This window comes from Nocardia sp. NPDC052112 (genome assembly GCF_040680135.1).
Classification (GTDB): Bacteria; Actinomycetota; Actinomycetes; order Mycobacteriales; family Mycobacteriaceae; genus Nocardia.
On record NZ_JBFAWD010000043.1, the window covers coordinates 14,628 to 40,904 of the forward strand.

Below are 26,277 nucleotides of genomic sequence, written 5' to 3' on the forward strand. Positions count from 1 at the left end.
GACACCCGGCCTCCGCGCTCGACCAACTAGTGAACTTTTTGCTCGAATTCGACCCGAATAGGGGAAAGGAAGTTACGTGCTAGACGTCAACTTCTTCGATGAACTCCGGATCGGTCTGGCCACCGCCGAAGACATCCGCCAGTGGTCCTACGGCGAGGTGAAGAAGCCGGAGACCATCAACTACCGCACGCTCAAGCCGGAGAAGGACGGCCTGTTCTGCGAGAAGATCTTCGGTCCCACCCGGGACTGGGAGTGCTACTGCGGTAAGTACAAGCGTGTCCGCTTCAAGGGCATCATCTGTGAGCGCTGTGGCGTCGAGGTGACTCGTGCCAAGGTGCGCCGTGAGCGGATGGGCCACATCGAGCTGGCCGCTCCGGTTACCCACATCTGGTACTTCAAGGGCGTGCCTTCGCGCCTCGGGTATCTGCTCGACCTGGCGCCGAAGGATCTGGAAAAGATCATCTACTTCGCCGCCTACGTCATCGTCGGTGTCGACGAGGAGCTGCGCCACAACGAGCTCTCCACGCTCGAGGCCGAGATGGAGGTCGAGAAGAAGGCGGTCGCCGATCAGCGCGACGCCGATCTCGAGGCCCGCGCCCAGAAGCTCGAGGCCGATCTGGCCGAGCTCGAGGCCGAGGGTGCCAAGTCCGACGTTCGCCGCAAGGTCAAGGACGGCGGCGAGCGCGAAATGCGTCAGCTGCGCGACCGTGCCCAGCGCGAGCTGGACCGGCTCGACGAGATCTGGAACACCTTCACCAAGCTGTCGGTCAAGCAGCTCATCGTCGATGAGGTGCTCTACCGCGAGCTGATCGACCGCTACGGCGAGTACTTCACCGGCGCCATGGGTGCGGAGTCCATCCAGAAGCTGATGGAGAACTTCGACATCGACGCCGAGGCCGAGTTGCTGCGCGAGACCATCCGCAGCGGTAAGGGCCAGAAGAAGCTGCGCGCGCTCAAGCGGCTCAAGGTTGTCGCGGCCTTCCAGGCCAACGGCAACTCGCCCATGGGCATGGTGCTCGACGCCGTTCCGGTGATCCCGCCGGAGCTGCGCCCGATGGTTCAGCTCGACGGTGGCCGCTTCGCCACCTCCGACCTGAACGACCTGTACCGCCGCGTGATCAACCGCAACAACCGCCTCAAGCGACTGATCGATCTGGGTGCGCCCGAGATCATCGTCAACAACGAGAAGCGGATGCTGCAGGAGTCCGTGGACGCGCTGTTCGACAACGGCCGCCGTGGCCGCCCGGTCACCGGACCGGGTAACCGCCCGCTGAAGTCGCTGAGCGATCTGCTCAAGGGTAAGCAGGGTCGTTTCCGGCAGAACCTGCTCGGTAAGCGCGTCGACTACTCCGGTCGTTCGGTCATCGTCGTCGGTCCGCAGTTGAAGCTGCACCAGTGCGGTCTGCCCAAGCTGATGGCGCTGGAGCTGTTCAAGCCGTTCGTGATGAAGCGTCTGGTCGACCTGAACCACGCGCAGAACATCAAGTCCGCCAAGCGGATGGTGGAGCGGCAGCGGCCGCAGGTGTGGGATGTCCTCGAAGAGGTCATCGCCGAGCACCCGGTGCTGCTGAACCGTGCGCCCACCCTGCACCGCCTCGGCATCCAGGCCTTCGAGCCGCAGCTGGTGGAGGGTAAGGCCATCCAGCTGCACCCGCTGGTCTGTGAGGCGTTCAACGCCGACTTCGACGGTGACCAGATGGCCGTGCACCTGCCGCTGTCCGCGGAGGCGCAGGCCGAGGCCCGCATCCTGATGTTGTCCTCGAACAACATCCTGTCGCCCGCCTCGGGTCGTCCGCTGGCCATGCCGCGTCTGGACATGGTGACCGGTCTGTACTACCTGACCCGCCTGGAAGACGGCGCGCGGGGCGAGTACCAGGCGGCCACCAAGGACGCACCGGAACAGGGCGTGTACTCCTCGCCCGCCGAGGCGCAGATGGCGGTGGACCGCGGTGAGCTCACCGTGCGTTCGTTGATCAAGGTGCGGCTCACCGACCAGCGCCCGCCGAAGGCCGTCGAGGCCGAGCTGTTCCCGGATGGCTGGAACCGCGGCGACGCGTGGATCGCCGAGACCACCCTCGGTCGCGTGCTGTTCAACGAGCTGCTCCCGGCGGACTACGCGTTCATCAACGAGCAGATGCCGAAGAAGCGTCAAGCCACGATCATCAACGATCTGGCCGAGCGCTACCCGATGATCGTGGTCGCGCAGACCGTCGACAAGCTGAAGGACGCGGGCTTCTACTGGGCCACCCGTTCCGGCGTGACGGTCTCGATGTCGGACGTGCTCGTTCCGCCGGAGAAGACCGAGATCATGGAGCGCTACGAGGCGCAGTCCGATCAGATCGAGAAGAAGTACCAGCGTGGTGCTCTCGACCACCAGGAACGCAACAACGCCCTGGTCAAGATCTGGCAGGAAGCGACCGAAGAGGTCGGTAAGGCGCTGCGTTCGCACTACCCGGCCGACAACCCGATCATCACGATCGTCGACTCGGGCGCGACCGGTAACTTCACCCAGACTCGTACCCTCGCCGGTATGAAGGGCCTGGTTACCAACCCGAAGGGTGAGTTCATCCCGCGGCCGATCAAGTCCTCCTTCCGTGAGGGCCTGACGGTGCTGGAGTACTTCATCAACACCCACGGTGCCCGTAAGGGTCTGGCCGACACCGCGCTTCGCACCGCCGACTCGGGTTACCTGACCCGTCGTCTGGTGGACGTCTCGCAGGACGTCATCGTGCGCGAGCACGACTGTGGCACCGAGCGTGGCATCACCGTGCCGATCGCGGAGAAGCAGTTCGATGGCTCGCTGATCCGGGACGCGCATGTGGAGACCTCCGCCTACGCGCGGACGCTCGCGGCCGATGCGATCGACGCGAAGGGCAATGTCATCGTGGAGAAGGGCGCCGACCTCGGCGACCCGGCCATCGAGGCGCTGCTCGACGCCGGCATCACCGATGTGAAGGTCCGCTCCGTGCTGACCTGCACCACCGGCACCGGCGTGTGCGCGACCTGCTACGGCCGCTCCATGGCGACCGGCAAGCTGGTCGATATCGGTGAGGCCGTCGGTATCGTCGCCGCACAGTCCATCGGTGAGCCCGGTACCCAGCTGACCATGCGTACCTTCCACCAGGGTGGTGTCGCGGGTGACGACATCACCGGCGGTCTGCCCCGTGTGCAGGAGCTCTTCGAGGCTCGTGTGCCCAAGGGCAAGGCGCCGATCGCGGAGGTCTCGGGTCGGGTGCGGCTCGAGGACGACGATCGCTTCTACAAGATCACCATCATCCCGGATGACGGTGGTGAAGAGGTTGTCTACGACAAGCTCTCGAAGCGTCAGCGCCTGCGTGTGTTCAAGCACGACGACGGTACCGAGCGTCTGCTCTCCGACGGTGACCACGTCGAGGTCGGCCAGCAGCTGCTGGAAGGCGCGGCGGATCCGCACGAGGTGCTGCGCGTGATGGGTCCCCGTCAGGTGCAGATCCACCTGGTCCACGAGGTCCAGGAGGTCTACCGCTCGCAGGGTGTGTCGATCCACGACAAGCACATCGAGGTCATCGTGCGCCAGATGCTGCGTCGCGTGACGATCATCGATTCGGGTGCCACGGAGTTCCTGCCCGGCTCGCTCACCGAGCGGTCCGAGTTCGAGGCCTCCAACCGTCGCGTCGTCGCCGAGGGCAATGAGCCCGCGGCGGGTCGCCCGGTGCTGATGGGTATCACGAAGGCGTCGCTCGCGACCGATTCGTGGCTGTCTGCGGCATCGTTCCAGGAGACCACCCGAGTCCTGACCGACGCGGCCATCAACTGCCGCTCGGACAAGCTCATCGGTCTGAAGGAAAACGTGATCATCGGCAAGCTGATCCCGGCCGGTACCGGCATCAACCGTTACCGCAACATCCAGGTCCAGCCGACCGAAGAGGCTCGTGCCGCGGCGTACGCGGTGCCGTCCTATGACGACACCTACTACAGCCCGGACAGCTTCGGCGCCACCACCGGTGCCGCGGTCCCGCTCGACGATTACGGTTTCAGCGACTACCGGTAATCCGGTAGCTCTTGGTCAGGCGATCGCCCCGCTCCGATAGGAGCGGGGCGATCGCTTTTTCACATATTGTCGAGATATCGCAACTGCGGACGACCACTTTCGTGCTGTGAAGACGGCCGGACTGGATTTCACCTTCGGCTCACGTGCCGAGCAGTAGATTTGCGAACTTTCCGATGAATCCCGCAGGAGGTCTTCATCCGACGGTTGCGGGGTGGTGGGGTGGGTTTGTCACGATGAGGGGTATGCGGTGGTGTGTGGCGGGTCTGGTCGGGGTGTTGGTTGCCGCCGCCGGTGTGGCATCGGCGGACGGGCCGGGACGCGGGTTCGATGTGCAGGCGCATCGGGGTGGGGCGGGGCTGGTGGTGGAGAATACGTTGGCCGCGTTCGCGAATGCGCTGGAGTTGGGGGTCAGCACATTGGAATTGGATGTGCAGATTACCGCGGATGGATTTGCGGTGGTCACGCATGATCGGGATCCCAGTCCGGAGAAGTGTGTGGATACCGCACCCGCATTTCCGGGCGATCCGAAATTCCCGTATGTGCCCGGTGTCCAGTTCATTCGGGATCTGACATTGGCTCAGGTGCGGACGATCGATTGCGGATCGAAGCAATTGGCCGCATTTCCGAATCAGCGCACCGTGCCGGGGGAGCGAATGCCGAAGCTAGCGGAGATATTCGATCTGGTGCGGGCCTATCGAGCCGATCAGGTGATGCTGAATGTCGAGACGAAGGTGGAGGCCGGGGCACCGGAGCAGACCGCGCCGCGGGAACAATTCGTGCAGGTGGTCGCGACGGAAGTGCGGCGGGCGCATATCGAAAACCGGGTGACCATACAGAGTTTCGATTGGGGCGCGCTGATGCGGATGCGACAGGTCGCGCCTGAGTTGCCGATCGTCGCGCTGACCAATGGGCAGCAATTTCTGCAGGCGGGCCAGCCGGGTGCGTCGCCGTGGTTGGGCGGGATCGACATCGATGACTTCCCCGGCACACTGCAGGAGAAATATGTCGCGGCCGCAGCATCTTTCGGCGCGAATGTGCTGTCACCGGTGCACGGCAGTCCGCAGGACGGCACAGTCGAGGATTCGGGCTACGTGGCATTCACGACCGCCGAACTGGTCCGCGTCGCGCACGAGCGCGGTATGGCGGTGGTGCCGTGGACGGTGGACGATCGCGCCACGATGACCGCGCTGATCGATCTCGGTGTGGACGGCCTGATCACCAACCGCCCGGACCTACTGCGCGCCATTCTCGCCGAACGCGGCTGCCGGTTGCCCAGGGCCTATCACCGCTGATTCCGATGACGCACTCGGGGACAGATTTTGCCTGCGATATGGCATTTCTCCTCGAATCCCGCCGGTAGCCAGTTGCCCGACTGTAGGAGGGGATGGCTCGGGAACTGAGTGTGTGCCGCGAGTGCGAAAATCAATACGGCCCATGGGCTTTGGACCTGGAGGAGATGCGGATTGCCGTTTCGGTCCGGATAGCGGCAGACCAGCCGGTCGGGACCGGGCATATCCACCATTTCCAGACCCGCCCAATGCACCGAGAACGAATGATCGGCGTTGTAGCAGTACATCCGTCGGTCCGAAACCATCACCGAGCCCGGGCGTTCGGCCACCCAGCGCGGGTGCAGTCCGGCCTCGGCCTGGCGGCGGCGCGAGCGGTTCGCCATGGCATTGCCGAGATGGGCGGCCGCCACAAAGGACAACGAGCCGACCGCGGTCACGCTATTGCGATTCCAGGTTCCGTCTCCGACCGCGCGCCACTGGAACCAGACGGCGGGCCCCTCGGCCAGGCATATTTCGTCGGATTCGGTTCGGACCATGGTCGCCCGGGTCGGCAGTTCGGCGAGCCGGGCGTGCAGCAGGAAGTCGACGACACCGCAGGTGTACAGCAGATGGTCGTCGACCGTGGACCAACCCACCTGCTGTGCGATGATCCGATCGATATCGGAGGTCGGGTCGTACATCGGCCCTACCGCCCGGTCGGCCCCGGATACATCGGCATTTCCCTGGCTCTCCGCGCCAACGCCGTCATGCAATATCCAATCGCGATAGATGCGCCACCGTTGTCAATTGTGCCCAAGCCGAGCCGATCGCGCGATCATCCGTCGTGGGCGTGCACCCGTGCGGTTGGGTTCGTAGGCTGGTACGGCCCGAAATGCCGGGCCCGGCCGCCGACTTCGAGACGGGATCACACCCATGACGTATGGACAACAACCCGGCTACGGATACCCGCCGACCCAGCCGCAGTTCGAGCCACCGGCACATCTGGGCTTCGCGGTCGTCGCCACGATCATCGGGACGCTGACCTGTCTGGTGGGTACGGTGCTCGGGCTGGTCGCGATCGTCTTCGGTACCCAGGTGCATTCGAAGTGGATCGCGGGTGATATCGCCGGTGCGATGGATGCGTCGAAGAAGGCGAGGGGCTGGGCGATCGGCGCCATGGTGGCAAATGTGCTGTGCGTGGTACTCGGGCTCGGCTACCTGGTCGTTACGCTCACCCAATCGTCTTCCTGACCGGTCCGCGGTGGACAAGCGGTATTCGGCCGGGTATGAAATTAGAACACGTTTCAGTCGGTGGGAGATGCGATGGACGACGCGGCCATGGGTGATCTGGTGATGGCCGGATTTCAGAAGCTGGGGTTCATCCAGTTCGCCGGTATCGAAGGCGTGGAGTTCAGCGCGGGCCGCAATATCGTGACGATCGCGCCGCAGCCGCAACATCTCAACCACAACGGCGATCTGCATGCCGCGGTGCTTTTCGGCCTGGCCGAGACCGCGGCCATGGGCGCGTCGATCTCGGGCATTGTCGATCTGATGGGTGAGACATTCATCGTGGCCCGTGACGGCAGGATCGAATATCTCGCGCGCGCCAAAGGGGAGGCGGGTCCGTTCCTCGCGACCTCCGAGCTGACCGCCGAAACCCTGGCACAGGTGCGCGCCGATATCGCGGCGCGGGTCGATGTCGAGCTGGAGGTGCCGGTAGATATCACCGATAGCACCGGAAAATCCGTTGCCGCGTCGGCCTTCACAGCGGTCATTCGGCCGCGTCGGAAGTGAGCCGGGAGGGCGGTCCGCACCCGCCCTCCCACACCGGATTTCAGCGCTCGCTGTCGAGCAGCGCCATCTGCGCCTCGGCATAGCGCGCGCCCGCGATCTGATCCGCCGGCACGGCGGCCTCGATGGTCGCCAGTTCGTCCGAGCTGAGCTGGATATCCACGGCTCCAAAGGATTCCGACCAGCGCTGGCGCGTGCGCGCGCCGAGGATCGGCACGATATCCGCGCCCCGGGTCAGCACCCAGGCAATGGCCAGCTGGGCGACCGTAACGTCCTTCTCCGTCGCGATCTTCGCGAGGGCGTCGACCAACTTCAGATTCTGGTCCAGATTCGCACCCTGGAAGCGCGGGCTGTGGGCGCGGAAGTCGGTCGGTGCGAACGTCGCCCCCGGACGAACCGAATCGCTCAGCAGGCCACGCGACAGCACACCGTAGGCCGTGATGCCGATGCCGAGTTTGCGTACCTCGGGCAGGATTTCGGCCTCGATACCCCGGGAGATCAGCGAATATTCGATCTGCAAATCGGCGATCGGGTGTACGGCCGCGGCCCGGCGAATGGTTTCGACGCCGACCTCGGACAGGCCTATGTGTCGGATATAGCCCGCTTCGACGAGTTCGGCCATGGCACCGATCGTCTCCTCGATCGGGACATTCGGGTCCAAGCGGGCGGGCCGGTAGATGTCGATGTAATCCACGCCGAGCCGCTGCAGGCTGTAGATCAGGAAGTTGCGTAGCGCGACGGGTCGATTGTCGGTACCGCCCCAGGTGCCACCCGGTCCGCGCAGTGCGCCGAACTTGACGCTGAGCACCATATCCTCGCGGGGACGTTCGGCAATGGCCTTGCCGATCAGCATCTCGTTATGCCCCGCGCCGTAGAAATCGCCGGTATCGATGAGGTTGGTGCCGGAGTCCAGCGCGGCGTGGATGGTGGCAATCGATTCGGCGTCGTCGGTGGCGCCGTACATGCCGGACATGCCCATGGCGCCGAGTCCGATGCGACTGACCGCCGGGCCGGTAGTGCCGAGCTTGTTGGTGAGCTTCGATGTCGTCATGGGACCAGCTTGGCCCCTGGGCACGGGCGGCGGCAGAGATCGCTTATCGGGGGATCGGCGATCCCTGGCTGGCCCGCGCGTATTGCGGGACAGTGGTGTCATGGACCGATCCGAACTGGCCGATTTCCTGCGCAGGCGTCGCGAACAGCTGACACCGGCGGATGTCGGGCTGCCACCGGGGGTGCGCCGCCGCACGCCTGGTCTGCGCCGGGACGAGGTGGCGATGCTGGCGGGCATGTCCACCGACTACTACACCCGCCTCGAGCAGTCTCGCGGCCCGCGGCCCTCCACCCAGGTGCTGGCGTCGCTGGCGCGGGCACTGCGCTTCGACAATGACGAGCGTGACCACCTGTATCACCTGTGCGACCACGCCCCGCCCGGACGCGAGTTCGCCGATAAGCATGTCGGGCCCGGGATCATGCATGTGCTCGCGAAACTGGACGACACCGCCGCCACGATCATCACCGACCTCGGCGAGGTGCTGGTGCAGAACCGAATGCACACCCTGCTCGTCGGTGATCACGCGAATCGGCGCGGTTGGGATCGGTTCTATGCCTGGCGCTGGTTTACCGATCCGCAGGGGCGCTCGATCTTCCCGAAGGAGGATTGGGATCGATTGGGCCGCAACCACGTCGCGGATCTGCGCGCCACTGCGGCGCGCCGATCCGGCGATGCCGACGTCACCGAATACGTGAGCCGATTGCGTACCGCGAGTACGGAATTCGAGCAGTTGTGGCACGAACACGCGGTGGCGGTGCGGACTTCGGATATCAAGCGGATCCTGCACCCCGAAGTCGGTGCGATCGATGTGGTCTGCGAAACCCTGCTGACCCCGAACGCGGCACAGCGTCTACTCGTCTATATGCCGCGTCCGGGCACCGATGCCGCGGAGAAACTGGATCTATTGCGCGTCATCGGAACACAGCGCCTGCTACCACACGGCTCGCTCAGGGATTGAGATTGAAGTAATCCACCGCCGCCTGTACGGCGGGTTCACCACCACCCGCAGACAGGCCTGCGAACGCACCGATAGCCCCGCCGACCACGGTCATGACCGGGACGGTGACGAAGTCGAAGACGAAAAGACCGAGCGGGAAACCGAGGACGAATCCGATGGCGGCACCGATGGCGGCACCGGTCAGCACCTGCGGCATGGACTTCTCGACCTGATCGAAGAAGCGCTCCTCGGTACTCACCTCCCGCACCGGCTCGTCGGTCGTGCTGATCGGGGTGAGCGACAGGCGCGTGCCCGCGTCATCGATGGCTGGCACCAGATCGATCCGATGTCCGCCGATCTTCAGCGCGGTCGGCAGCGCGGCAACCACCTGCCCGTTGTGGTCGGTCAGTGCGATGACCTTATTCTCGCGGATCAGATTCCAGCGACCTTCCGAAATGGTCGTCACCACGGCGTGGCGGTTCTCCGTCGCCGCGACGTGATAGCCGATGTTCTGGAAGAAACCTTGCAGATCGAGCGGTACGTCGGCGGTCGAATTCGGTACGGGCGGAGCGGGTTCGGCGTGTACGACGCTGGTGCCGATCGTGGTGGCCGCGAGCGCAAGCAGTGCCGTCGCGGTGATTCTGGAGATCCTCATCATCCTGCTCTTCTCGTCGCGGCACCCCGTGTGGAATGTCCGATTCAGTGTGCGACGAAGATAAGCGATCGGGCATGGCCGGGCAACCGGCGAATACCCGGAGCAGCCTGGCGAAGCCACCCCGGGCCATGCGTCAGACGACCTGCAGCACGATCTTGCCGCGGGTGCGGCCTGTTTCGCCGTACGCATGCGCCTTGGCGGCATCGGCCAGCGAGAACACGGTATCGATCTCGGGCCGGAGCTTGCCCGCTGCGACCAATTCGGCGATCGCACGCAGGCCGCCCGAATCCGGTTCCACCACAGTCCATCCGGTGTGTACGTCCGCGGTGGCCGGCACGTCGTCGGGGCCGGGGAGGGTCACCAGATGGCCGGCCGGGACGCAGTACGCGCAGTGAACGGGCACCGTAGTCGCCGCCGATGGTGTCGAGGACGACATCCATATCCCGGACCGCTTCGACGAAATCGATTGTGGTGTAGTCGATTACCTCGTCAGCGCCGAGGTGGCGGACGATTTCGTGCTTGTCCGCCCTCGCTGTTTCGATGACATACGCGCCCTTGGCCTTGGCTATCCGGCCAGATGCCTAACGCCACCCCCGCCGGGTGGATCAGAACTCGTTGTCCGGCACGGAGGTTCGCGGTGTCGATCAGACCTCGGCCGGCATCGCCCGCGGGCATCGATCGGTGCCTGCACCTGGTCCGCCGCGACCACGGCGTCGCTGTCGCCAATCGGGTGGCGCGCCGTTGTGTGGTTCCGCCCTGGCGTGACGGTGGCCAGGCGCAGTTCATCGAACGCCCGGTGCCCGAACCGACGGTCGCCTCGACGGCCGCGACTCGCGCCTGGCTGTTGGATCGCCTCGCGGACCAGATCTCGCTGGAGGCGATGGCGACGCACGCCCGCATGAGTGTGCGCACCTTTACCCGCAAGTTCCGCGACGAAGTCGGCGAGACCCCGGGCCGCTGGCTCACCGCTCAGCGCCTCGAACGGGCCCGTGACCTACTGGAGAACAGCGATCTCGGTATCGACCTGGTCGCCCACCGTGCGGGCTTCGGCACCGCCAATTCCCTACGCCAGCACATGCGTTCGGTACTCGGCACCTCACCCAACTGCTACCGCAGGACATTTCGCGGCACCGCGGTCTGAGTGCATTTCAGGTCCTGGCCGGACCGATGCGGCGCTTGCGGGGTTTCAGGTGCAAGCCGGGCAGCGGCGGGGCCGGAATGCGCTGTTCCGGGGTATGGCCGGCGATATCGGCGAAACGCTCGACATCGTGGGACTCCCAATCGTTTCGGGCCGCGACGATGTCCTCGTGGCTGCGGCCGACGAAGTTCCACCACATCACCAGCTCTTCGCCGAACGGCTCGCCGCCGATGAGTGCGAAATGCGCGCCCTCGCCGCTGCTGAGCCGCAGTTCGTCGCGTCCGGTGCCCAGGTACAGCAGTGGGCCCGCGGCGAGGTCGGTGCCATCCGCGGTGACATTGCCCTCGATCACCATGAGCGCGTGCTCGAAATCGGGATCCAGGGCGATGGTGGTGTCGGTGCCCGGTTCGATCCGCACATCCGCGCCGACAATTGGTGTGTACGCCTCGGCGGGCGAGGTGAGCCCGGCGAACGTGCCGATCAGCACGATGGCTCGCAAACCGGATGTCTGGTGGACCGGCAGCTCACGATGCTGTTCGAAATGCGGATCGATGCCGAGGCTGTTGCCGGGCAAGGCGATCCACAGCTGCAGGCCGTGCCCGGCGTGCGCCTGCGCGACGCCGTATTCGGAATGTGCGATGCCGCGGCCGGAGGTCATCAAATTGAGCTGTCCCGGTTCGATCTCCACATCGGAGCCGATCGAATCGCGGTGCCGGATGCGTCCGTCGAACGGCCAGGTCACCGTCTGCAATCCGATATGCGGATGCGGATCGATATCCGGTGACGCACCCGTCTTGGTGACCGTGGGCGAGCCGAAGTGATCGAGGAAGCACCAGGCGCCGACGGTCGGCAGATCACGTTGCGGCAGTACGCGTTCCACGTAGACGCCGCGCACTCCGCCGAGCGGGACCTCGCGCGCCGGATAGAGCTCCGCGACCGGACCGGGGCCCGGAGTGGCCTCGCAGAGCGCTTCCTCCGGATGCACATCGAGGTCACTCATGCCTGCGCCTCGCTGACGCTCGGCTCCGGCATGACCGACCTTGTCGCTGTGCTGATTGTTCGCTCGCTCATCGGGTGACACCCTTGCCGACCACATGCGGGTCGTACTGCGGGTGCTTTTCCAGGTAGGCCTTGATGAACGGGCACAGCGGCCGGATCACCCGGTCACGGGCGATCACATCCTCGACCGCGTTCGCGGCCAGGATGGTGCCGAGGCCCTTACCGGAGAACGCGCCATCGATCTCGGTGTGGATGAACACCGTCTCGTCGCCGCGCTCCTCGTACTCGCTGAACCCGGCCAGTTCGCCGTCGTAGAACACCTCGTAGCGCTTCTTCTCGTCGTTGCGAACGACCTTGCTCGCTGGCGTCGATTCGGTCATGGTCGACTTCTCCTTCGTCGGGCGTACCGGGTGTTTGCTCAGGATCGACACGCGGTTGAACGCGCCGATCGTCGTCGCGACCCAGAGGATCGCCGAAATCTGCTCATCCGATAGATGCTCCCGTGCCAGAGCGTACTCACGGTCCATCGCGTCCTCGTCCGGCAGCGTGGTGGCGAGTTCGGCCAGTGCCAGCGCCGCCCGTTCCCGCGGGGTGAACAGCTCGGTGCGCCGCCACGCGGACAGCACGGCGATTTCGCGTTCGCCGGCACCGGCCGCGACGGCCGCGCGATGATGCACGTCCAGGCAGTAGGCGCAGCCGTTGAGCTGTGAGACGCGCACGTTGATGAGTTCGATGAGCCTGCGGTCGAGTCCGGCCTCGGCGCCGGCCGCGCGGACCACGCTGGCCACGGTGTTCAGCGCTCGAAACGCTTCGGGGGTCTGCTTATCGAGGAACACACGTCCGCCGGAGAACTCCATGATCCGGATAGTAGAGCAGCACGGATCCGGACTGTGGTCCGGATCCGTTCGACGTTGTGTGCGGCGTTATCGCCGGAGAAGCGCGGCTGCAGGTGCCGGAAGTCCCGACCGTCCGCCAATTCGCGTGCCGTGGTGAAGGATCCGGTGAGGAATCCGCGACCGAGCGGCGAGTACGGCACGAAGGTCACGCCCAGTTCGGCGGCGGTGGGTACCGCGCTGCGCTCGACATCGCGGGAGAACAGCGACCATTCGGACTGCACGGCTGCGATCGGATGGACCGCATGGGCCGCGCGCAGTTCCTTGCCGGTCACCTCCGACAGACCGAGCGCCCGAACCTTGCCCTGCGCCACGAGTTCCGCCATCGCGCCGACCGATTCCGTGATCGGGACGGAGGGATCGCGGCGGTGCATGTAGTACAGGTCGATGGTGTCGATGCCGAGGCGGCGCAGACTGGCATCGACCGCGCCGCGGATGTATTCGGGTGAGTTATCGATACCGCGGAAGGTGGCGTCATCGGCCTTGCGGACGATGCCGAACTTGGTTGCGAGGACCACCCGGTCGCGGTTGGCGCGCACGAAATCGCTCAGGAATTCCTCGTTGTGACCCGAGCCGTACATATCGGCCGTATCGAACAGGGTGACGCCGAGTTCCAGTGCGCGATCGAGGGTGGCCCGCGATTCGGTGAGATCCGCGGGGCCGTATGCATCGCTCATCCCCATGCAGCCCAGGCCCTGTGTGCCCACCTGGATGCCGGTGGCGCCCAATGCCGTGGTCGCAAGTGCGGTCATATTTTGATCCTTTCGCATGGTTGCGTGAGTGCGGCCGGTTTGACGGCGGCGGTCTTGCCCTCGTACAGATCGATCTTGTAATCGAGTACGGCGAGGGTCTGACGAAGTTCGTCCATCTTGGCGAGCACCTCCGCGCGGGTATTGCGGAACATCTGCAGCCGTTCGGGCACGGTGGATTCCCCCTCCCGCACCAGTTCGGCATAGCGGACCATGTCCGCGACCGACATCCCGGTGGTGCGCAACCGGCCGATCAACGCCAACCATTCCAGATCGCGATTGCTGAACCGCCGCTTCCCGGCGTGATCGCGCCCGATGTAGTTCATCAGCCCGATCCGCTCGTACCAGCGCAGCGTGTCGCGACTCAGTCCCGACCGATCGGCCGCCTCACCGATCGAATACTGCGGCTTCTCCCGATCCGCATCGACGATTTGCTGATCACCGACAACCTGATCTACGGCTCCACCCATTGCACTCGCCCTCCTCGATGAATACGAACGACGTTAGCCACTTGGAGCGCACTCCAAGCAAGCTCCAATTCTGCCGAATCACGGAATCGGCTGCAGCCGCTTGGATACCTTGCGTGGGAGACTGGAGCCGACCAGGGTGGGGCGAGCTGAGGAGCGAGGGTGACGGCACTTCCTGAACCGGTGCGGCGACTGGCAATTGCCGCACCACGGCGGCCGCTGACTATCGCCGACTACGTGGCGCTCGACGAAGATGATCAGTTCCACGCGGAACTGCAGGAGGGGGCGCTCGTCATGACTCCGTCGCCGGAGCCGGAGCACAACCTGATCGGCCTCGAGCTTGCTGTCCAGGTACGAGCACAGCTCCCTCCGGAGTTGATTGCTGTCCCTGATGTGGACATCGACCTGCAGTTGGAGCCAGCGGATGGTCCTGCCACTGTGCGTCGACCGGATCTCGTGGTAGTGCGGCAAATCGAGCTCGACCGCCGAAAGTCCGAAGGCGGAGTGCTACGTGCGTCAAATGTCGTCGTGGTCGTCGAAATCGTCTCGCCGGGTTCACGACGGATGGACTATCACACTAAGCGCGACGAGTATGCCGATGCGGGAATCCCGCACTACTGGATCATCGATTCGACGGCACCTATGAGTCTGCTGGCTTTGTCGCTCACCGAGGAACTCGGCTATGTCGACAATGGCGAGGTTACGGGAACCTTCACGACTACGTCGCCCTGCCCGCTCACGATCGAGCTCGACAAGTTGGGTTGACCGAGCAAGCTGTAGCCATCCCCGCACGCGGCGTCGCGGTGCGGGGCCGAATCATCGATCGGGCGGCTGCACTGCGAGCTCAGTCGCGCTTGGGCAGCTCCTGTACGGCCCACTTGTTGCTGTCCGGATCGGCAAAGAAGGTGAACAGTCCCCAGCCCATATCCTTGACCGGCGTGGCCTCCACACCCGCCGCGACCAACTGCTGGTAGGCGTCCTCGGCGCTGGCGACGACCATCTGCATGCCCTCGACACTGCCCGGTGCCGCTTCGGTGATGCCTTCGCCGATGCAGATGGAGCAGCCGGAGCCGGGCGGGGTCAGCTGGACGAAGCGCAGGCTGTCGCTGACCCGATGGTCGTGGTCGGCATTGAAGCCGATCTTGGTGTAGAAGTCCTTGGCGCGGTCCACATCGGTCACCGGAATGGCGACCAGTTCGATTTTCCAATCCATCTGCTGATTATTTCGACTCACCCGCAAGCAGTCACCAGCGGAAGGCATCTCACCGGCTCGACGGCGAGAACTGGTTTTCGCACCTACCCTGGTGACATGCCAGGTAAGGACATCGACCGGATCAGGGCCCGCTCGGCCTGGGCCACGGTCAAGGAAAGCCCGGTGATCACCGCCATCGCGGTGGCGCCGTTCGTGTTGGCGCTCGGCGTCGTGTGGTGGCTGCTCGGCGGATTCGCCGCGTTCGTGCTGCTCGTCGTCCTCGGCGTCGTGGTGGTAGTGGGCGGTAAACTACTGCGCTGATCGCAGCCGCGATCAGCGCGGAATGTGGAAGCGCATCAGAGCACCGGTGCCCTCGTCCACCTGCGCCCACGGCCGGTCGAATTCGAGTACCGCGAGCGCCGATGTGGGGAACTTCCGGCTGAGCTCGATCGCCGGTTCGGAATCGCGATTGCTCGCCAACTCCCATGCCGTCCACGGCATTCCGGGCGCATGCCCGATGACCAGCAGAGTCGCGACATCGTCATCGCTGAGCTGAACCAATTCGATGAGCGTGCGCGGCGAGGCCTCGTATATGCCCGCCTCATAGACCACCGGGGCAGTGACTCCGGTGGCGGCAAGTGTTTCCCGGGTGCGGGTGGCGGTCGAGCACCGTACCGCATCGATCGGCGGCTGGGTCTCGCGTATCCACTGGCCGGCAAGTCCGGCCTCGCGCTGACCACGCGGAGCCAGCGGGCGCTCGTGATCGGAGATACCGTCGGGATATGCCGACTTACCGTGCCGCATGAGGATCAGAGTCCGCACCATGGAGATACCGTAAGCCCTCCGGAGGAGAGGCCTCTAACACACTCGAGGCAAACTGAAAGCGGCATCACATCACGGCGCCGCCGGGGGGACCCTCCGCCGGCACCGCGACGATGACGCTCCCGACCACTCCCGACCCCTTGGGTGGCTCTACAGCCCAGGTACATTTTCGAGGATCTGCACAATATGGCCTACGTAATCACGCAGCGTTGTTGCAACGACGCCAGCTGCGTCACCGAGTGCCCGGTCGATTGCATTCGTCCCACCCCGGACCAGCCGGAATTCGCGACGACCGAGATGCTCTACATCGACCCTGACACCTGTATCGACTGCGGTGCCTGCGTCGACGCGTGCCCGGTGGAGGCCATCTTCTCCGAGGATGATCTGACCGCGTCGCTGGCCAGGTTCCGTGACATCAACGCCGCCTACTTCCAACGGCATCCACTCGAATCGAACTTCGATCCGATCGTCACGCCCGCGCGTCCGCCCAAGGAACTCGGCACGCTGCGGGTCGCGATCGTCGGCGCCGGGCCGGCGGCCTGTTACGCGGCCGACGAGCTGCTGCGCCGCTGCGATGTCGAGGTCGAGATGTTCGATCGGCTGCCGACGCCGTGGGGTCTGGTGCGTGCGGGCGTCGCCCCCGACCACCCGGGAACGAAGACGGTCTCCGGACTGTTCGAGTCGGCCTTCCGGCGCGAGACGCTGCAGTACTACCTCAATGTGGAAGTCGGCTCGCACATCACCCACGAGGAACTGCTCGCCCATCACCACGCGGTCATCTACGCCGTGGGCGCGTCCTCCGACCGGCGGCTGGGTGTGCCGGGCGAGGATCTGCCGGGCAGTCATTCCGCGACCGAATTCGTCGCCTGGTACAACGGCCATCCGGACTACGCGGATCGCACATTCGACCTGTCCGGCGAGCGCGCGGTGATTGTCGGCAATGGCAATGTCGCGCTCGATGTCGCCCGCGTGCTGACGGTGGACCCGGACGAACTCGCCAAGACCGATATCGCCGACCACGCCCTGGATGCGCTGCGCGGCAGCAATATCCGCGAGGTCGTCGTGCTCGGTCGGCGCGGTCCGCTGCAGGCGGCCTACACCTCGCCGGAGTTCCTGGCACTGACGCATCTGAAGGGCGTCGATGTCATCGTCGAGGAGGCCGACCTGGCACTCGACCCGGGCAGCCAGGCGCTGCTGGACGATCCCGAGGTCGAGCCGTCGCTGGAGCTGAAGTACACCCTCGCCAAGGAATACGCGGTGGGGCGTCGCGATCCGGCCAATAAGCGGATCGTCTTCCGCTATCTGGTCTCGCCGACGGCTCTGCACGGTGCCGATCACATCGAATCGGTGGAGTTCGCACACAACGAATTGGTCAGCGAGAACGGCCAATTGGTGGCGCGCACGACCGATCGCAGCGAAACCCTGGACGCCGGACTGGTTTTGCGTTCCATCGGCTACAAGGGCGAACCGATCAAGGATCTACCCTTCGACGAGCGCCGCGCTGTCGTGCCCAATGAGCACGGCCGGGTAATCGGCGAGGACGGTATTCCACTGCCCGGTGTGTATGTGAGCGGCTGGATCAAGCGCGGTCCGCGCGGTGTCATCGGCTCCAATCGCATCGACTCCGAGGAGACCGTCGAGCAGCTCATCGCCGACTTCACCACGGGCAAACTCGGTGTGCCGCAGGCGGATCGGGCCGCGCTGAAGGCGCTGCTCGCACAGCGGCAGGCCGATCTGGTCGACCGTGAGGGCTGGAAGGCGATCGATACGGCGGAGAAGTCCGCGGGTAAATCGTCGGGGCGTCCGCGGGTCAAGTTCACCACCCGTGAGGATCTGCTCAAGGCCGCGCGCGGCTGAGCGGGTGACCGGCTCCGTTCTCGGTGAACGGAGCCGGTTTTTTTACAGCGGCATGATGCGCACGACGGTCGTGGTGGTACCGCCGACCACGAACCACAGCCGCAGCACCGGCCGCCCGGAGCGGTCACCCGGTTCGTAGCGGCTGCGCACGGTGACGTGTTGACGTGCGAGCACCGGCGCGACGTACTCGATCACCGCGCGATGCGGCCCCGCGACCAGCTTGGGGTACTCGACCAGGAACTGTTCCACCGCCTGCCAGTAACAGGCATTGTTGACATGGTTGTACTGGTCGATATCGGTGGCTCGTACCGGGAACGGCATATCGGTATCCGATTCCGGTGGGGTGGCGTCGGTGAGATACGGCCGCCAGCGCAGGCGGTGCTCATTGGTGGTCTGTGCCAGGTAGGCGAGGCCTTCGTCGCTGATCCTGGCGGGCATATTGTTGGACTCGCTGATATTGATCCAGAAGCCCTCGGTCTCGATCAATCCGCCGTTCGCGCTGGTAATGCGCACCCGCATATTCGTCCACCGGGTGGACATGCTCGAACACCACCGCAGCAGCCGCACCTCGTCAGGCCACAGGATCGGCCGGATGACGTCGATGACCGTACGACGCACGATCCAGCTCGGATCGGTCGTATGCAGATTCGTCTGTTGCAGTTGTTCCCAGGCAATGTCCTGCAGATAACGTGCGGCGGCGTCGAACCGCAAGCGGTTGTACGGATCGACATCGCCAGCCCGGATGGGCCACGCCGACGCAAACCCCATGCCCTCCTGGGGAAGCGGGGCGAGTGGCTGATCGAGTGACACTGGTGCTCCTCGCGCTGCACGGTGTGCCGCGTTCTTTTACGCTGCTGTTCTGAGACGACTTTACGGGGCGTACGTCACACACTCGCGTCGAGCCGCCTCTACCCACAGATGTCGGACCTACGGGGCAGTATGGGGCCATGACCGACACGGACCTACCCGCCAAACTCGGCAAACCGGCCGAACGCGCCCTGGCCGCCGCCGGAATCCACCGCTTGGCCGACCTGACCGCATGGACCGAACGTGATCTTGCCGCACTGCACGGCGTCGGTCCCACCGCCGTCGCCAAACTCCGCACCGCCCTCGCCGAACACGGCCAGAGCTTCGCATCCCGTCAGTAGCCGACGTAACCGTTGCCCTGGCTCATCGCAGCGATACCCGGGACATTCGAGAGCGAGCCGTAGCGCTCGATCGCATATCGGGTTCCGGCGATGATGTTGTCCACCGGATTCCAGATATCGTCGTGGCCGGCCAGCTTGTAGGCATTGAAGGTCGGGTCGATGGTTTGCATCAGGCCCTTCGATGGAATGCCCGCCGCGGCATTGCTGTCCCAGAGGTTGATGGCGTTGGGGTTGCCGCCGGATTCCTTCTCGATGATGGTGGCGATGATCGCGGCGTCGCTGTCGCTGATGTTGTAGCCCTTTTCGCGTAGGGCCCTGATGGCTTCCTCGATCCATTTCTTCTGGTCGCCGGTGGGCATGGTGGTGGGGACGTGGTACGACGTCGTGCTGCCCGAATGCGAGCTGCCGGTGGAGGTTCCGGAGCCGCTACCGTTGTGATTGCTCGACACATAGCTGGGCTTGCTCGAGTTGGTGGTAGCCGGTGTCGTGCCGGTGTTCTGCGTCTGTGACGCAGTGAGATTCGGGTCGCCGAGGCCGGCGAAGGCCTTCTCCAGGTTCTGCACGGCGGTGTCCACCTTGACTTTTGCGTCGTTGGCGGCCTGCTCCGCTTCCTGCAATTTGAGCGTGATCTGGTTCGACCAGTTCGCGGCGTCGGCCTGGGCACGTACCGTGAGGTTCTGGGTGTCGGCGTTCTGGTTGTCCTGGCCGGACAACGGGCCGAGCAGCTCGGTGATCCGGGCGGTCGGGTCGATGGTTCCGTCGGGGTTCACCGGGAAGCCGGTGATGAGACCCTGGCCGTCCGCCGGAATCGGCGCGGCGGTCTGGATCGTATTGCGCAGCTTGACGATCTCGTCCTTGAGGTACTGCAGCCGACCCACCTCGGCCTGGAACGCAGTCTGGAGTTCGTGCAACCGGGTACTGACTTCGGAGGCACGGGTCTGCTCGGTTCCCATCCGCGTGTCGGCCGCAGCGGCCGCGGCACCCGACCAGACCTTGTCGGTTCCGAGCTTCGCGGTGTCCGCTGTTCCTTTGCGGATTGCGGTATCCAGATCTGTCGAGATCCCGAGCGCGTTGTTTCCGGCGGTGGTGAGATGCTCCGGCTCCCACTTCGCGACATCGTCGAGACTGAGGGTCATGGCAGTTGCAGGCCGATCGTCTTCAGGTTGTTCGTGAAGTCGGTCTCGGCGACTTCGAAGGCACCCGCGGCGTTATGGGTGATCGAGGCGATCTTCTCGAGGCGCTCGCCGATTCGGGTCAGGCTGCGGTTGACGGCATCGGTGGCCGGCTGCACCGCGGTTCCGAATGGGGTGCCGGGCAGTGCGTTTGCCGCGACGTTGAAACCGTCGCCCGCATTGAGCTTCTTGATGCCGCCCGCCTCGTCGCCGAGATTCTTGGCGAAGGTCTGCAGTGCGCCCGCGTCGACCCGCAACATGCCCTGGTCCATCTGGTCTACCACGAAAGACTCCCCCTTCGTCCCCACCTCAGGTCGCGGTCAGCATAGCAAAAACGGGTGGTGTGGACAGGGGGCCGAGTGAGGGTGGTTAGGTTGGTCAGGACATCGGTGATGTTGTGGGTGTCGCCGAGTGGACAGAGAGGTCGGCATATGCGTGCAGCCCAGGTCAGCAAGCTGGAGGGGCCGGAAGCGATCGAGGTCGTCGAGATTCCGGAGCCCGCGGCATATCCCGGGGGTGTGGTCATCGACGTGCACGCGGCCGGGGTGGCGTTTCCAGATGTGCTGATGACGCGTGGTCTGTACCAGATGAAGCCGGAGCTGCCGTTCGTCGTCGGCGGTGAGGTGGCCGGGATCGTGCGGGAGGCGCCCGACGGCGCGCACGTCGCGGCGGGGGATCGGGTGGTCGCGCTGACGATGCTCGGCAATGCCATCGCCGAGGTGGCGGTCACCCCGACGCAGATGGTGTTCCGGTTGCCGGACAACGTATCCCTGGAGGCCGGGGCCGGGATCCTGTTCAACGATCTGACCGTGCACTTCTGCCTGCGCAACCGCGGCAGGCTGGCCGAGGGGGAGACCGTGCTGGTGCACGGCGCCGCGGGCGGCATCGGCACCTCGACGCTGCGGATGGCGGCGGCGCTCGGTGCGGGCCGGGTGATCGCGGTGGTGAGCACCGAGGCGAAAGCGGCGGTCGCGCGCGCCAACGGCGCGACCGATGTGGTGCTGACGGACGGCTGGCTCGCGGCCGTCAAGGAGCTGACCGGTGGCCGCGGTGTGGATATCGTGCTCGATCCGGTCGGCGGTGACCGGTTCACCGACAGTATCCGCAGCCTCGCCCCGGCCGGCCGCCTGCTGGTGGTCGGCTTCACCGCCGGTGAAATCCCCACGGTCAAGGTGAACCGTCTGCTGCTCAAGAATGTCGAGGTGATCGGTGCGGCCTGGGGCGAATGGGTGATGACTCACCCTGGCTACCTGACCGAGCAGTGGGAAGAGGTCGAGCCCCTGCTCGCCGCCGGTAAGATCGCGCCGCCCGAGCCGGTGCGCTACCCACTGGAGCGTGCGGCCGAGGCCGTGGCTTCCCTGGACAACCGCACCGCCACCGGCAAGGTCGTCGTCACCCTGCGCTGACCGCGAGCCGCCGCACACGAATTTCGGCGGCCGTTCGGTGCGCGGCGCGACGAATCCGGCGCGCCGGTAGCGTGATCTGATCATGGAACCGGCTCACCCGTCGTCCGACCACCACCCCTCATGGAATCGCTGCGTAGATGCTGTCTAATCGGGTACTGAATCGAACATTGCTGGCACGCCAGCATCTGCTGGCGCGTTCGACATCGAGCGTTTTCGAGATGTGCGACCATCTGGTGGGGCTGCAGGCCCAGGATTCGCCACCGCCGTTCGTCGGATTGTGGAGCCGCATAGCGGATTTCGATCCCGAGACGGTTTCGGCGGGGCTGGAGGACCGCACGCTGGTTCGAATCACCTTGATGCGCGGGACGATTCATATGGTCACGCCGCCGGATGCGTTGCGTATCGCACCGCATATCCAACCCGAGCTCGAAAAGGTGCCCTTCCGAAAGGGTTTCAACTACGGCGCGATGGTCGGATTGGATCCGGACGAGGTGCGCGCGCACGGCGAAGCCGCGCTCGGTGACCAACCGATGTCGGCGGCGGACCTGCGCGCCAGGGCCGCGGCGATCTACCCGGATCGCGATGCCGGTGCGGTGCTGCAGACCTGGCTGTACCAACTGCCCGTGCTGCAGACTCCGCCGCGCGGCAAGTGGAAGGACAACAGCAGGCCGATCTGGTCCCGTGTCGAACCGTGGCTCGGGGCACCGCTCGAGCCCGGCTATCCGTTGGCGGAGTTGGTCTTTCGCTATCTGCGCGCCTTCGGTCCGGCCAGCACCATGGATATGCAGACCTGGTCGAAGCTGACCGGTATGAAGGCCGCCGTCGAACAACTCGGCGACCGGGTGCGCACCTACACCGACGAACGCGGCCGCACCCTCTACGACATCGCCGACGGCGAACTCGCCGATCCCGACCTGCCCGCCCCGGTCCGCCTGCTCGGCTGGTACGACAATGCGATCCTGTCGCACCAGGACCGAACCAGAATCGTCCCAGATGGCACGGCCCCACCCCTGCGCGCCTTCGCCACCGCGGTGTCACCGGTCCTGGTCGACGGTTTCCTCGCGGGCTTCTACAAGATCTTCCAGGAGAAGGGTGTCGCCCGCCTGCGCATCACCCCGACCCGGAAATGGACGTCCGCGGAGCGCGCGGCGGTGGACGCCGAAGCCAACGGACTCGCCGCATTCCTGGAGGTGGACAGGCAGCAGAGCGTCGAAATACTGGACGTGGGAGCCGATCTGCGGCCATAACGCGTCCAGCGGCCGGTTCGCGGGACCGACGCTAGCTCGCGCGTGATCGACGTCCGACCCGCACCGCGGGCAATGGTTGACCGGGTCCGGCCACCACCTGCTCGGCGATATCGGTCGCGATCAGGACGGCCGCGGTCAGCCCGACCACGGCCATGGCGGGCAGCGCCGATGACACCGCCGCGACCGCGATCAAGCCCAATGCCGCGGCGACGCGAGTCGTGGCCACATTGCCGAGCATGCGCCACCGATTCACCACTAGGGCGACGAGGAACAGTGCCGCGCCGCCCGGCGCGAGCGCGGCGGCGACGCCATGCGCGGTGTGACCGGGATCAGCGACCGCATGACCCAGCCCGACGGCCACCGCGACCAGCCCGGCCACCAGCCCCAAATGCCCATAGCTCAGCACATCTCGCACGATGAGGCCGGGCTCGGGCATGGTTGTCAGCGCATGCTCGAGCAGCCGCGCCGAGCGATGGAAATAGATCCACCACAGCCCCGCGCCGACCAGGAACGCCAGCACCAGCGTGGCCACCACCGCCGGATCGAGGTCGGTCGAGGCGGCCTGCGCGCCCGCGTCGACTACCGATTCGCCCAGCGCGATAATGATGAACAGGCCGAACCGCTCCACCAGATGCGAGACCCCGATCGTCCGGTTGCGCACGGCCCTGCCGTACAGCAGCGGTGCGCCCAACTGTACGACCAGTGCCCCGGTCCAGACCCAGATGCGCGAATGTTCCGGCAGCGGCGCGCTCGCGAAAATCGCTATACCGGTGATCAATCCGATGCTGAACGGGTTGATCGTGGTCGCGAAGCCGTTGGTGCGGGTGACGGCGATGAACAGCACGATTCGCAACAGCAGCTGCGCACCCGCGAAAACCATTGCGGCCCCGCGTGGTTGGTCCAGCGCGGCGGGCGCTGCCACGGCCATCAAGAAGATGAACAGCCCGCAGCAGAACAGCACGAGGCGTTGGGCATTGGTCTCCTCGATGGTATTCACCAGGATGGTGACCCCGACCCAGCCCCACCACAGCGGCGCCAACAGCACCAGCGCATGGCCGAGCGTGGCGATCGAGGTGTGGTGGCCGAGCACGTGCGCGGTCTGGGTGACCGCGAAGACGAGGACCAGGTCGAAGAATAGTTCCGCCCAGGTAGCGCGGGCATGGGGTGTTGCGGTGCTGGATTCGGCAGGCTCGCTCATCGAAATCTCGTACTCCCGGTGACGCAGGAAGTCCGAGCCTAGATGGGTTCAGCGCTCCGAGTTATCCCGGTACGCGGGCGCTTTGGTGGTTCCGGTCGGTGTCAGCGTGCGCAACAGCGGCAGCGTCCGGTGCGCAACCACCGTCGACAGCACGATCACGCTGTGTGAGCGCACCACCGAACTCGTCCGGTCGATGCTCAGCAACACCGCCTGCAGTCCGGCATGTGAATCCGCGCCGATCCGGCACAGCACATCGCCGGAGCCGGTGGTCGCGTATGCCTCCAGCACACCGGGAATCGCGTCGAGTTCGGCCGCTACCGCATCCAGCGCACCCTGTGCGATCTCCAGGGTGACGAAGGCCTGCACATCGAAACCCGCCGCGGTGACATCGATCTGCGGATCATAGGAGGCGATGACGCCGGACTCCTCCATCCGACCGATCCGGGACTGGACGGTGGCCCTGGCGACCCGGGTGCGCCGGGACAGTTCGAGAATGCCCGCCTTCTGGTACTCGTGCATCGCGGTGAGGATGGCGAGATCGAGTTCATCCAGTTTCGCGGGCATGCGCGACATGACGGCCTCCGTTTCGGGGCGCGACCGGCGTGGTGCGGGTCACTTGTGATGCTATTCAAATTGTCCAGCATCAGGGGTGACTTGCTAGCCGATTTCGCCATAGTGGCTAACCGAAACCGATGATGTTGCCTATCCGAGAGGGCGGCGATTTCCTTGGACCATGACCATCGAGCACCTGCCGAATACCCAGCGACAGCGCGCCCCGCTGCCCACCGACGGTGAGTTGCGCCGCCTGGTCGGGCTGGTCGATCATGACGACAGCTTCGACCCCTTCCCGGTCATCGGCTGGGACGCACTGGTCTGGGTGGTCGGTAACGCGACCCAGACCGCGCACTTCCTGGAATCCGCCTTCGGTATGCGTCTGGAGGCCTACTCGGGTCCGGAGACCGGCAACCGCGATCACAAGGCCTATGTGTTGCGCAGCGGCGCGGCCAGATTCGTCATCACCGGTGCGGTCGCCCCGGACAGCCCGCTTGTCGCACACCACGATCGGCACGGCGACGGCGTTGTCGACATCGCGCTCGAAGTTCCGGATGTGGACCGCTGCATCGCATGGGCGCGCACGCACGGCGCATCGGTCCTTGTCGAACCACACGACGACACAGACGAATTCGGAACGGTCCGCTCGGCGGCCCTGGCCACCTACGGCGAGACCAGGCATACGTTGATCGACCGCTCCGAGTACTACGGGCCGTATCTGCCCGGTTACGTCACCCGCCGTTCCGGGTATCAGCCCCGTGTCGGCACCCCGACCAGGCTGTTCCAGGCCATCGACCATGTCGTCGGCAATGTCGAACTCGGCATGATGGACGAGTGGGTCGAGTTCTACCGCCGCGTCATGGGATTCACGAATATGGCCGAATTCGTCGGCGACGATATCGCCACCGAATACTCGGCGCTGATGAGCAAGGTGGTGGCCAATGGCAATCACCGGGTGAAGTTCCCGCTCAACGAACCCGCGGTCGGTAAGAAGCGCTCCCAGATCGACGAATACCTCGAGTTCTACCGCGGCCCTGGCGTACAGCACATCGCGCTCGCCACCAGTGACATCCTCGAATGCGTCGACGTATTGCGCCGCGAGGGCGTCGAATTCCTCGAAACGCCGGACACCTACTACTCCGACCCCGAACTGCGCGCCCGCATCGGCCACGTCCGCGTCCCGGTGCGGGAGCTACAGCGCCGCGGCATCCTGGTGGACCGCGACGAAGACGGCTACCTGCTGCAGATCTTCACCAAACCGCTGACCGACCGCCCGACCGTCTTTTTCGAACTCATCGAACGCCACGGCTCGCTCGGCTTCGGCAAGGGCAACTTCAAGGCCCTGTTCCAAGCAATCGAGCGCGAACAAGCCGCGCGCGGAAACCTTTGACCGCACTACCAGCTACGACGGAGCGAGTCTTACGAGCGAGGTTCGCGGCCCGTCTCGTGTTCGAGCCGTCGAAGCGCATGCGCCGCAGGCACGAGACTCACCCGTCCGGCGTGTGTACATCAGGTGCCGAACACCCCGCCATAAGTAACCACCACGGAGCGAGTCTTGCGAGCGAGGTTCGCGGCCCGTCTCGCGTCCGAGTCGTCGAAGCGCATGCGACGCAGGCACGAGACTCACCCGTCCGGCGTGTGTACATCAGGTGCCGAACACCCCGCCATAAGTAACCACCACGGAGCGAGTCTTGCGAGCGAGGTT

Annotated in this window: 27 protein-coding genes and 3 pseudogenes; 13 read left to right on the top strand and 17 right to left on the bottom strand. The window is 65.2% G+C overall.

The window, feature by feature from the left end; translation table 11 throughout:
* Window positions 1-76 precede the first annotated feature (76 nt).
* Together AB0L58_RS41050 and AB0L58_RS41055 are read left to right on the top strand one after the other, a co-directional pair.
* Window positions 77-4,030, top strand: a complete 3,954-nt coding sequence (locus tag AB0L58_RS41050; RefSeq protein WP_364396455.1) for a DNA-directed RNA polymerase subunit beta' — start codon at window positions 77-79, stop codon at window positions 4,028-4,030.
* A gap of 242 nt (window positions 4,031-4,272) precedes the next feature.
* Window positions 4,273-5,322: a glycerophosphodiester phosphodiesterase family protein gene (locus AB0L58_RS41055; RefSeq protein WP_364396458.1), complete on the top strand. Its 1,050-nt coding sequence runs from the start codon at window positions 4,273-4,275 to the stop codon at window positions 5,320-5,322.
* Here the strand turns inward: AB0L58_RS41055 and AB0L58_RS41060 are convergent.
* A complete protein-coding gene (locus AB0L58_RS41060) occupies window positions 5,313-5,999 on the bottom strand; it encodes a hypothetical protein (protein ID WP_364396461.1) in 687 nt (228 codons plus the stop codon). The genes AB0L58_RS41055 and AB0L58_RS41060 overlap by 10 nt on opposite strands.
* Window positions 6,000-6,231: 232 nt before the next feature.
* Between AB0L58_RS41060 and AB0L58_RS41065 the strand changes: the two genes are divergently transcribed.
* Both AB0L58_RS41065 and AB0L58_RS41070 read left to right on the top strand, forming a co-directional pair.
* Window positions 6,232-6,549: a CD225/dispanin family protein gene (locus AB0L58_RS41065; protein ID WP_364396464.1), complete on the top strand. Its 318-nt coding sequence runs from the start codon at window positions 6,232-6,234 to the stop codon at window positions 6,547-6,549.
* 72 nt (window positions 6,550-6,621) lie between these two features.
* The gene (locus AB0L58_RS41070; protein WP_364396467.1) at window positions 6,622-7,092 is read left to right on the top strand and encodes a DUF4442 domain-containing protein; all 471 of its coding nucleotides are present in this window, start codon (window positions 6,622-6,624) and stop codon (window positions 7,090-7,092) included.
* A gap of 40 nt (window positions 7,093-7,132) precedes the next feature.
* On the opposite strand, the gene AB0L58_RS41075 is transcribed toward AB0L58_RS41070, so the two are convergent.
* Window positions 7,133-8,140, bottom strand: a complete 1,008-nt coding sequence (locus tag AB0L58_RS41075) for an aldo/keto reductase (RefSeq protein WP_364396470.1) — start codon at window positions 8,138-8,140, stop codon at window positions 7,133-7,135.
* Between the two features lie 100 nt (window positions 8,141-8,240).
* On the opposite strand from AB0L58_RS41075, the gene AB0L58_RS41080 reads away from it, so the two are divergent.
* Window positions 8,241-9,098 (top strand): helix-turn-helix transcriptional regulator, encoded by an 858-nt coding sequence (locus AB0L58_RS41080; RefSeq protein WP_364396473.1) that lies wholly within the window; start codon window positions 8,241-8,243, stop codon window positions 9,096-9,098.
* Here the strand turns inward: AB0L58_RS41080 and AB0L58_RS41085 are convergent.
* From AB0L58_RS41085 to AB0L58_RS41095, 3 genes and pseudogenes are all read right to left on the bottom strand, one after another.
* Window positions 9,088-9,732, bottom strand: a complete 645-nt coding sequence (locus AB0L58_RS41085; RefSeq protein ID WP_364396476.1) for a hypothetical protein — start codon at window positions 9,730-9,732, stop codon at window positions 9,088-9,090. The genes AB0L58_RS41080 and AB0L58_RS41085 overlap by 11 nt on opposite strands.
* A 133-nt stretch (window positions 9,733-9,865) precedes the next feature.
* Entirely contained in the window at window positions 9,866-10,135 is a 270-nt protein-coding gene (locus tag AB0L58_RS41090) for a zinc-binding dehydrogenase (RefSeq protein WP_364396479.1), read from the bottom strand.
* Window positions 10,136-10,160: 25 nt separating this feature from the next.
* A pseudogene (locus AB0L58_RS41095) lies at window positions 10,161-10,301 on the bottom strand (NADP-dependent oxidoreductase); the annotation flags it as partial.
* Window positions 10,302-10,380: 79 nt separating this feature from the next.
* Here AB0L58_RS41095 and AB0L58_RS41100 point away from each other — a divergent pair.
* Window positions 10,381-10,873, top strand: a pseudogene (locus AB0L58_RS41100) (helix-turn-helix domain-containing protein); the annotation flags it as partial.
* A 7-nt stretch (window positions 10,874-10,880) separates the two neighbouring features.
* Here the strand turns inward: AB0L58_RS41100 and AB0L58_RS41105 are convergent.
* From AB0L58_RS41105 to AB0L58_RS41125, 5 genes and pseudogenes are all read right to left on the bottom strand, one after another.
* Window positions 10,881-11,870, bottom strand: a complete 990-nt coding sequence (locus AB0L58_RS41105) for a pirin family protein (protein WP_364396482.1) — start codon at window positions 11,868-11,870, stop codon at window positions 10,881-10,883.
* 67 nt (window positions 11,871-11,937) lie between these two features.
* Window positions 11,938-12,249: a GNAT family N-acetyltransferase gene (locus AB0L58_RS41110; protein ID WP_364396562.1), complete on the bottom strand. Its 312-nt coding sequence runs from the start codon at window positions 12,247-12,249 to the stop codon at window positions 11,938-11,940.
* A gap of 12 nt (window positions 12,250-12,261) precedes the next feature.
* Window positions 12,262-12,726 (bottom strand): annotated as a pseudogene (locus AB0L58_RS41115) (carboxymuconolactone decarboxylase family protein); the annotation flags it as partial.
* On the bottom strand, window positions 12,663-13,514 hold the full coding sequence (locus tag AB0L58_RS41120; protein WP_364396484.1) for an aldo/keto reductase: 852 nt from the start codon (window positions 13,512-13,514) through the stop codon (window positions 12,663-12,665). The gene AB0L58_RS41120 and the pseudogene AB0L58_RS41115, both read right to left, overlap by 64 nt.
* Complete coding sequence (locus AB0L58_RS41125) at window positions 13,511-13,981, bottom strand: MerR family transcriptional regulator (RefSeq protein ID WP_364396487.1); 471 nt, start codon at window positions 13,979-13,981, stop codon at window positions 13,511-13,513. The genes AB0L58_RS41120 and AB0L58_RS41125 overlap by 4 nt, the downstream gene beginning before the upstream one ends.
* A gap of 159 nt (window positions 13,982-14,140) precedes the next feature.
* Between AB0L58_RS41125 and AB0L58_RS41130 the strand changes: the two genes are divergently transcribed.
* The gene (locus AB0L58_RS41130; protein ID WP_364396489.1) at window positions 14,141-14,743 is read left to right on the top strand and encodes a Uma2 family endonuclease; all 603 of its coding nucleotides are present in this window, start codon (window positions 14,141-14,143) and stop codon (window positions 14,741-14,743) included.
* A gap of 79 nt (window positions 14,744-14,822) precedes the next feature.
* Here the strand turns inward: AB0L58_RS41130 and AB0L58_RS41135 are convergent, their stop codons facing one another.
* A complete protein-coding gene (locus AB0L58_RS41135; RefSeq protein WP_364396492.1) occupies window positions 14,823-15,191 on the bottom strand; it encodes a VOC family protein in 369 nt (122 codons plus the stop codon).
* Window positions 15,192-15,287: 96 nt separating this feature from the next.
* Here AB0L58_RS41135 and AB0L58_RS41140 point away from each other — a divergent pair, with 96 nt between their 5' ends.
* Window positions 15,288-15,491, top strand: coding sequence for a hypothetical protein (locus tag AB0L58_RS41140; RefSeq protein ID WP_364396495.1), 204 nt, complete (start codon window positions 15,288-15,290; stop codon window positions 15,489-15,491).
* Window positions 15,492-15,503: 12 nt separating this feature from the next.
* On the opposite strand, the gene AB0L58_RS41145 is transcribed toward AB0L58_RS41140, so the two are convergent.
* Complete coding sequence (locus tag AB0L58_RS41145) at window positions 15,504-15,995, bottom strand: histidine phosphatase family protein (protein WP_364396498.1); 492 nt, start codon at window positions 15,993-15,995, stop codon at window positions 15,504-15,506.
* A gap of 183 nt (window positions 15,996-16,178) precedes the next feature.
* Here AB0L58_RS41145 and AB0L58_RS41150 point away from each other — a divergent pair, with 183 nt between their 5' ends.
* Window positions 16,179-17,849 (top strand): FAD-dependent oxidoreductase, encoded by a 1,671-nt coding sequence (locus AB0L58_RS41150; protein ID WP_364396501.1) that lies wholly within the window; start codon window positions 16,179-16,181, stop codon window positions 17,847-17,849.
* 42 nt (window positions 17,850-17,891) lie between these two features.
* Here the strand turns inward: AB0L58_RS41150 and AB0L58_RS41155 are convergent, their stop codons facing one another.
* Window positions 17,892-18,659: an acyl-ACP thioesterase domain-containing protein gene (locus AB0L58_RS41155; protein ID WP_364396504.1), complete on the bottom strand. Its 768-nt coding sequence runs from the start codon at window positions 18,657-18,659 to the stop codon at window positions 17,892-17,894.
* A 137-nt stretch (window positions 18,660-18,796) separates the two neighbouring features.
* Between AB0L58_RS41155 and AB0L58_RS41160 the strand changes: the two genes are divergently transcribed.
* Window positions 18,797-18,997 (top strand): DNA-binding protein, encoded by a 201-nt coding sequence (locus AB0L58_RS41160; RefSeq protein WP_364396507.1) that lies wholly within the window; start codon window positions 18,797-18,799, stop codon window positions 18,995-18,997.
* On the opposite strand, the gene AB0L58_RS41165 is transcribed toward AB0L58_RS41160, so the two are convergent.
* A complete protein-coding gene (locus AB0L58_RS41165; protein WP_364396510.1) occupies window positions 18,991-20,133 on the bottom strand; it encodes a transglycosylase SLT domain-containing protein in 1,143 nt (380 codons plus the stop codon). The two genes, AB0L58_RS41160 and AB0L58_RS41165, sit on opposite strands and share 7 nt — an antisense overlap.
* Window positions 20,130-20,453 (bottom strand): type VII secretion target, encoded by a 324-nt coding sequence (locus tag AB0L58_RS41170; RefSeq protein ID WP_364396513.1) that lies wholly within the window; start codon window positions 20,451-20,453, stop codon window positions 20,130-20,132. Before AB0L58_RS41170 ends, AB0L58_RS41165 begins: the two co-directional genes overlap by 4 nt.
* A 147-nt stretch (window positions 20,454-20,600) precedes the next feature.
* On the opposite strand from AB0L58_RS41170, the gene AB0L58_RS41175 reads away from it, so the two are divergent.
* A complete protein-coding gene (locus AB0L58_RS41175) occupies window positions 20,601-21,575 on the top strand; it encodes an NADPH:quinone oxidoreductase family protein (protein ID WP_364396516.1) in 975 nt (324 codons plus the stop codon).
* A gap of 137 nt (window positions 21,576-21,712) precedes the next feature.
* Window positions 21,713-22,822 (top strand): winged helix DNA-binding domain-containing protein, encoded by a 1,110-nt coding sequence (locus AB0L58_RS41180; protein WP_364396519.1) that lies wholly within the window; start codon window positions 21,713-21,715, stop codon window positions 22,820-22,822.
* A 31-nt stretch (window positions 22,823-22,853) separates the two neighbouring features.
* Here AB0L58_RS41180 and AB0L58_RS41185 read toward each other — a convergent pair whose 3' ends face one another.
* Both AB0L58_RS41185 and AB0L58_RS41190 read right to left on the bottom strand, forming a co-directional pair.
* Window positions 22,854-24,020, bottom strand: coding sequence for a low temperature requirement protein A (locus AB0L58_RS41185; RefSeq protein ID WP_364396521.1), 1,167 nt, complete (start codon window positions 24,018-24,020; stop codon window positions 22,854-22,856).
* A 48-nt stretch (window positions 24,021-24,068) separates the two neighbouring features.
* Window positions 24,069-24,593 carry an Lrp/AsnC ligand binding domain-containing protein gene (locus AB0L58_RS41190; RefSeq protein WP_364396523.1) on the bottom strand — a complete coding sequence of 175 codons (525 nt, stop codon included), beginning with the start codon at window positions 24,591-24,593 and terminating at the stop codon, window positions 24,069-24,071.
* A 160-nt stretch (window positions 24,594-24,753) separates the two neighbouring features.
* Between AB0L58_RS41190 and hppD the strand changes: the two genes are divergently transcribed.
* Window positions 24,754-25,962, top strand: coding sequence for a 4-hydroxyphenylpyruvate dioxygenase (gene hppD / locus AB0L58_RS41195; protein WP_364396526.1), 1,209 nt, complete (start codon window positions 24,754-24,756; stop codon window positions 25,960-25,962).
* Window positions 25,963-26,277 lie beyond the last annotated feature (315 nt).

Bases quoted from the DNA above. Each gene is read 5' to 3' on its own strand.
- AB0L58_RS41055 (WP_364396458.1), top strand. From the start codon at position 4,273: ATGCGGTGGTGTGTGGCGGGTCTGGTCGGGGTGTTGGTTGCCGCCGCC.
- AB0L58_RS41060 (WP_364396461.1), bottom strand. From the start codon at position 5,999: ATGTACGACCCGACCTCCGATATCGATCGGATCATCGCACAGCAGGTG.
- AB0L58_RS41065 (WP_364396464.1), top strand. From the start codon at position 6,232: ATGACGTATGGACAACAACCCGGCTACGGATACCCGCCGACCCAGCCG.
- AB0L58_RS41070 (WP_364396467.1), top strand. From the start codon at position 6,622: ATGGACGACGCGGCCATGGGTGATCTGGTGATGGCCGGATTTCAGAAG.
- AB0L58_RS41075 (WP_364396470.1), bottom strand. From the start codon at position 8,140: ATGACGACATCGAAGCTCACCAACAAGCTCGGCACTACCGGCCCGGCG.
- AB0L58_RS41080 (WP_364396473.1), top strand. From the start codon at position 8,241: ATGGACCGATCCGAACTGGCCGATTTCCTGCGCAGGCGTCGCGAACAG.
- AB0L58_RS41085 (WP_364396476.1), bottom strand. From the start codon at position 9,732: ATGAGGATCTCCAGAATCACCGCGACGGCACTGCTTGCGCTCGCGGCC.
- AB0L58_RS41105 (WP_364396482.1), bottom strand. From the start codon at position 11,870: ATGAGTGACCTCGATGTGCATCCGGAGGAAGCGCTCTGCGAGGCCACT.
- AB0L58_RS41110 (WP_364396562.1), bottom strand. From the start codon at position 12,249: ATGACCGAATCGACGCCAGCGAGCAAGGTCGTTCGCAACGACGAGAAG.
- AB0L58_RS41120 (WP_364396484.1), bottom strand. From the start codon at position 13,514: ATGACCGCACTTGCGACCACGGCATTGGGCGCCACCGGCATCCAGGTG.
- AB0L58_RS41125 (WP_364396487.1), bottom strand. From the start codon at position 13,981: ATGGGTGGAGCCGTAGATCAGGTTGTCGGTGATCAGCAAATCGTCGAT.
- AB0L58_RS41135 (WP_364396492.1), bottom strand. From the start codon at position 15,191: ATGGATTGGAAAATCGAACTGGTCGCCATTCCGGTGACCGATGTGGAC.
- AB0L58_RS41140 (WP_364396495.1), top strand. From the start codon at position 15,288: ATGCCAGGTAAGGACATCGACCGGATCAGGGCCCGCTCGGCCTGGGCC.
- AB0L58_RS41145 (WP_364396498.1), bottom strand. From the start codon at position 15,995: ATGGTGCGGACTCTGATCCTCATGCGGCACGGTAAGTCGGCATATCCC.
- AB0L58_RS41150 (WP_364396501.1), top strand. From the start codon at position 16,179: ATGGCCTACGTAATCACGCAGCGTTGTTGCAACGACGCCAGCTGCGTC.
- AB0L58_RS41160 (WP_364396507.1), top strand. From the start codon at position 18,797: ATGACCGACACGGACCTACCCGCCAAACTCGGCAAACCGGCCGAACGC.
- AB0L58_RS41165 (WP_364396510.1), bottom strand. From the start codon at position 20,133: ATGACCCTCAGTCTCGACGATGTCGCGAAGTGGGAGCCGGAGCATCTC.
- AB0L58_RS41175 (WP_364396516.1), top strand. From the start codon at position 20,601: ATGCGTGCAGCCCAGGTCAGCAAGCTGGAGGGGCCGGAAGCGATCGAG.
- AB0L58_RS41180 (WP_364396519.1), top strand. From the start codon at position 21,713: ATGCTGTCTAATCGGGTACTGAATCGAACATTGCTGGCACGCCAGCAT.
- AB0L58_RS41185 (WP_364396521.1), bottom strand. From the start codon at position 24,020: ATGAGCGAGCCTGCCGAATCCAGCACCGCAACACCCCATGCCCGCGCT.
- AB0L58_RS41190 (WP_364396523.1), bottom strand. From the start codon at position 24,593: ATGTCGCGCATGCCCGCGAAACTGGATGAACTCGATCTCGCCATCCTC.
- hppD (WP_364396526.1), top strand. From the start codon at position 24,754: ATGACCATCGAGCACCTGCCGAATACCCAGCGACAGCGCGCCCCGCTG.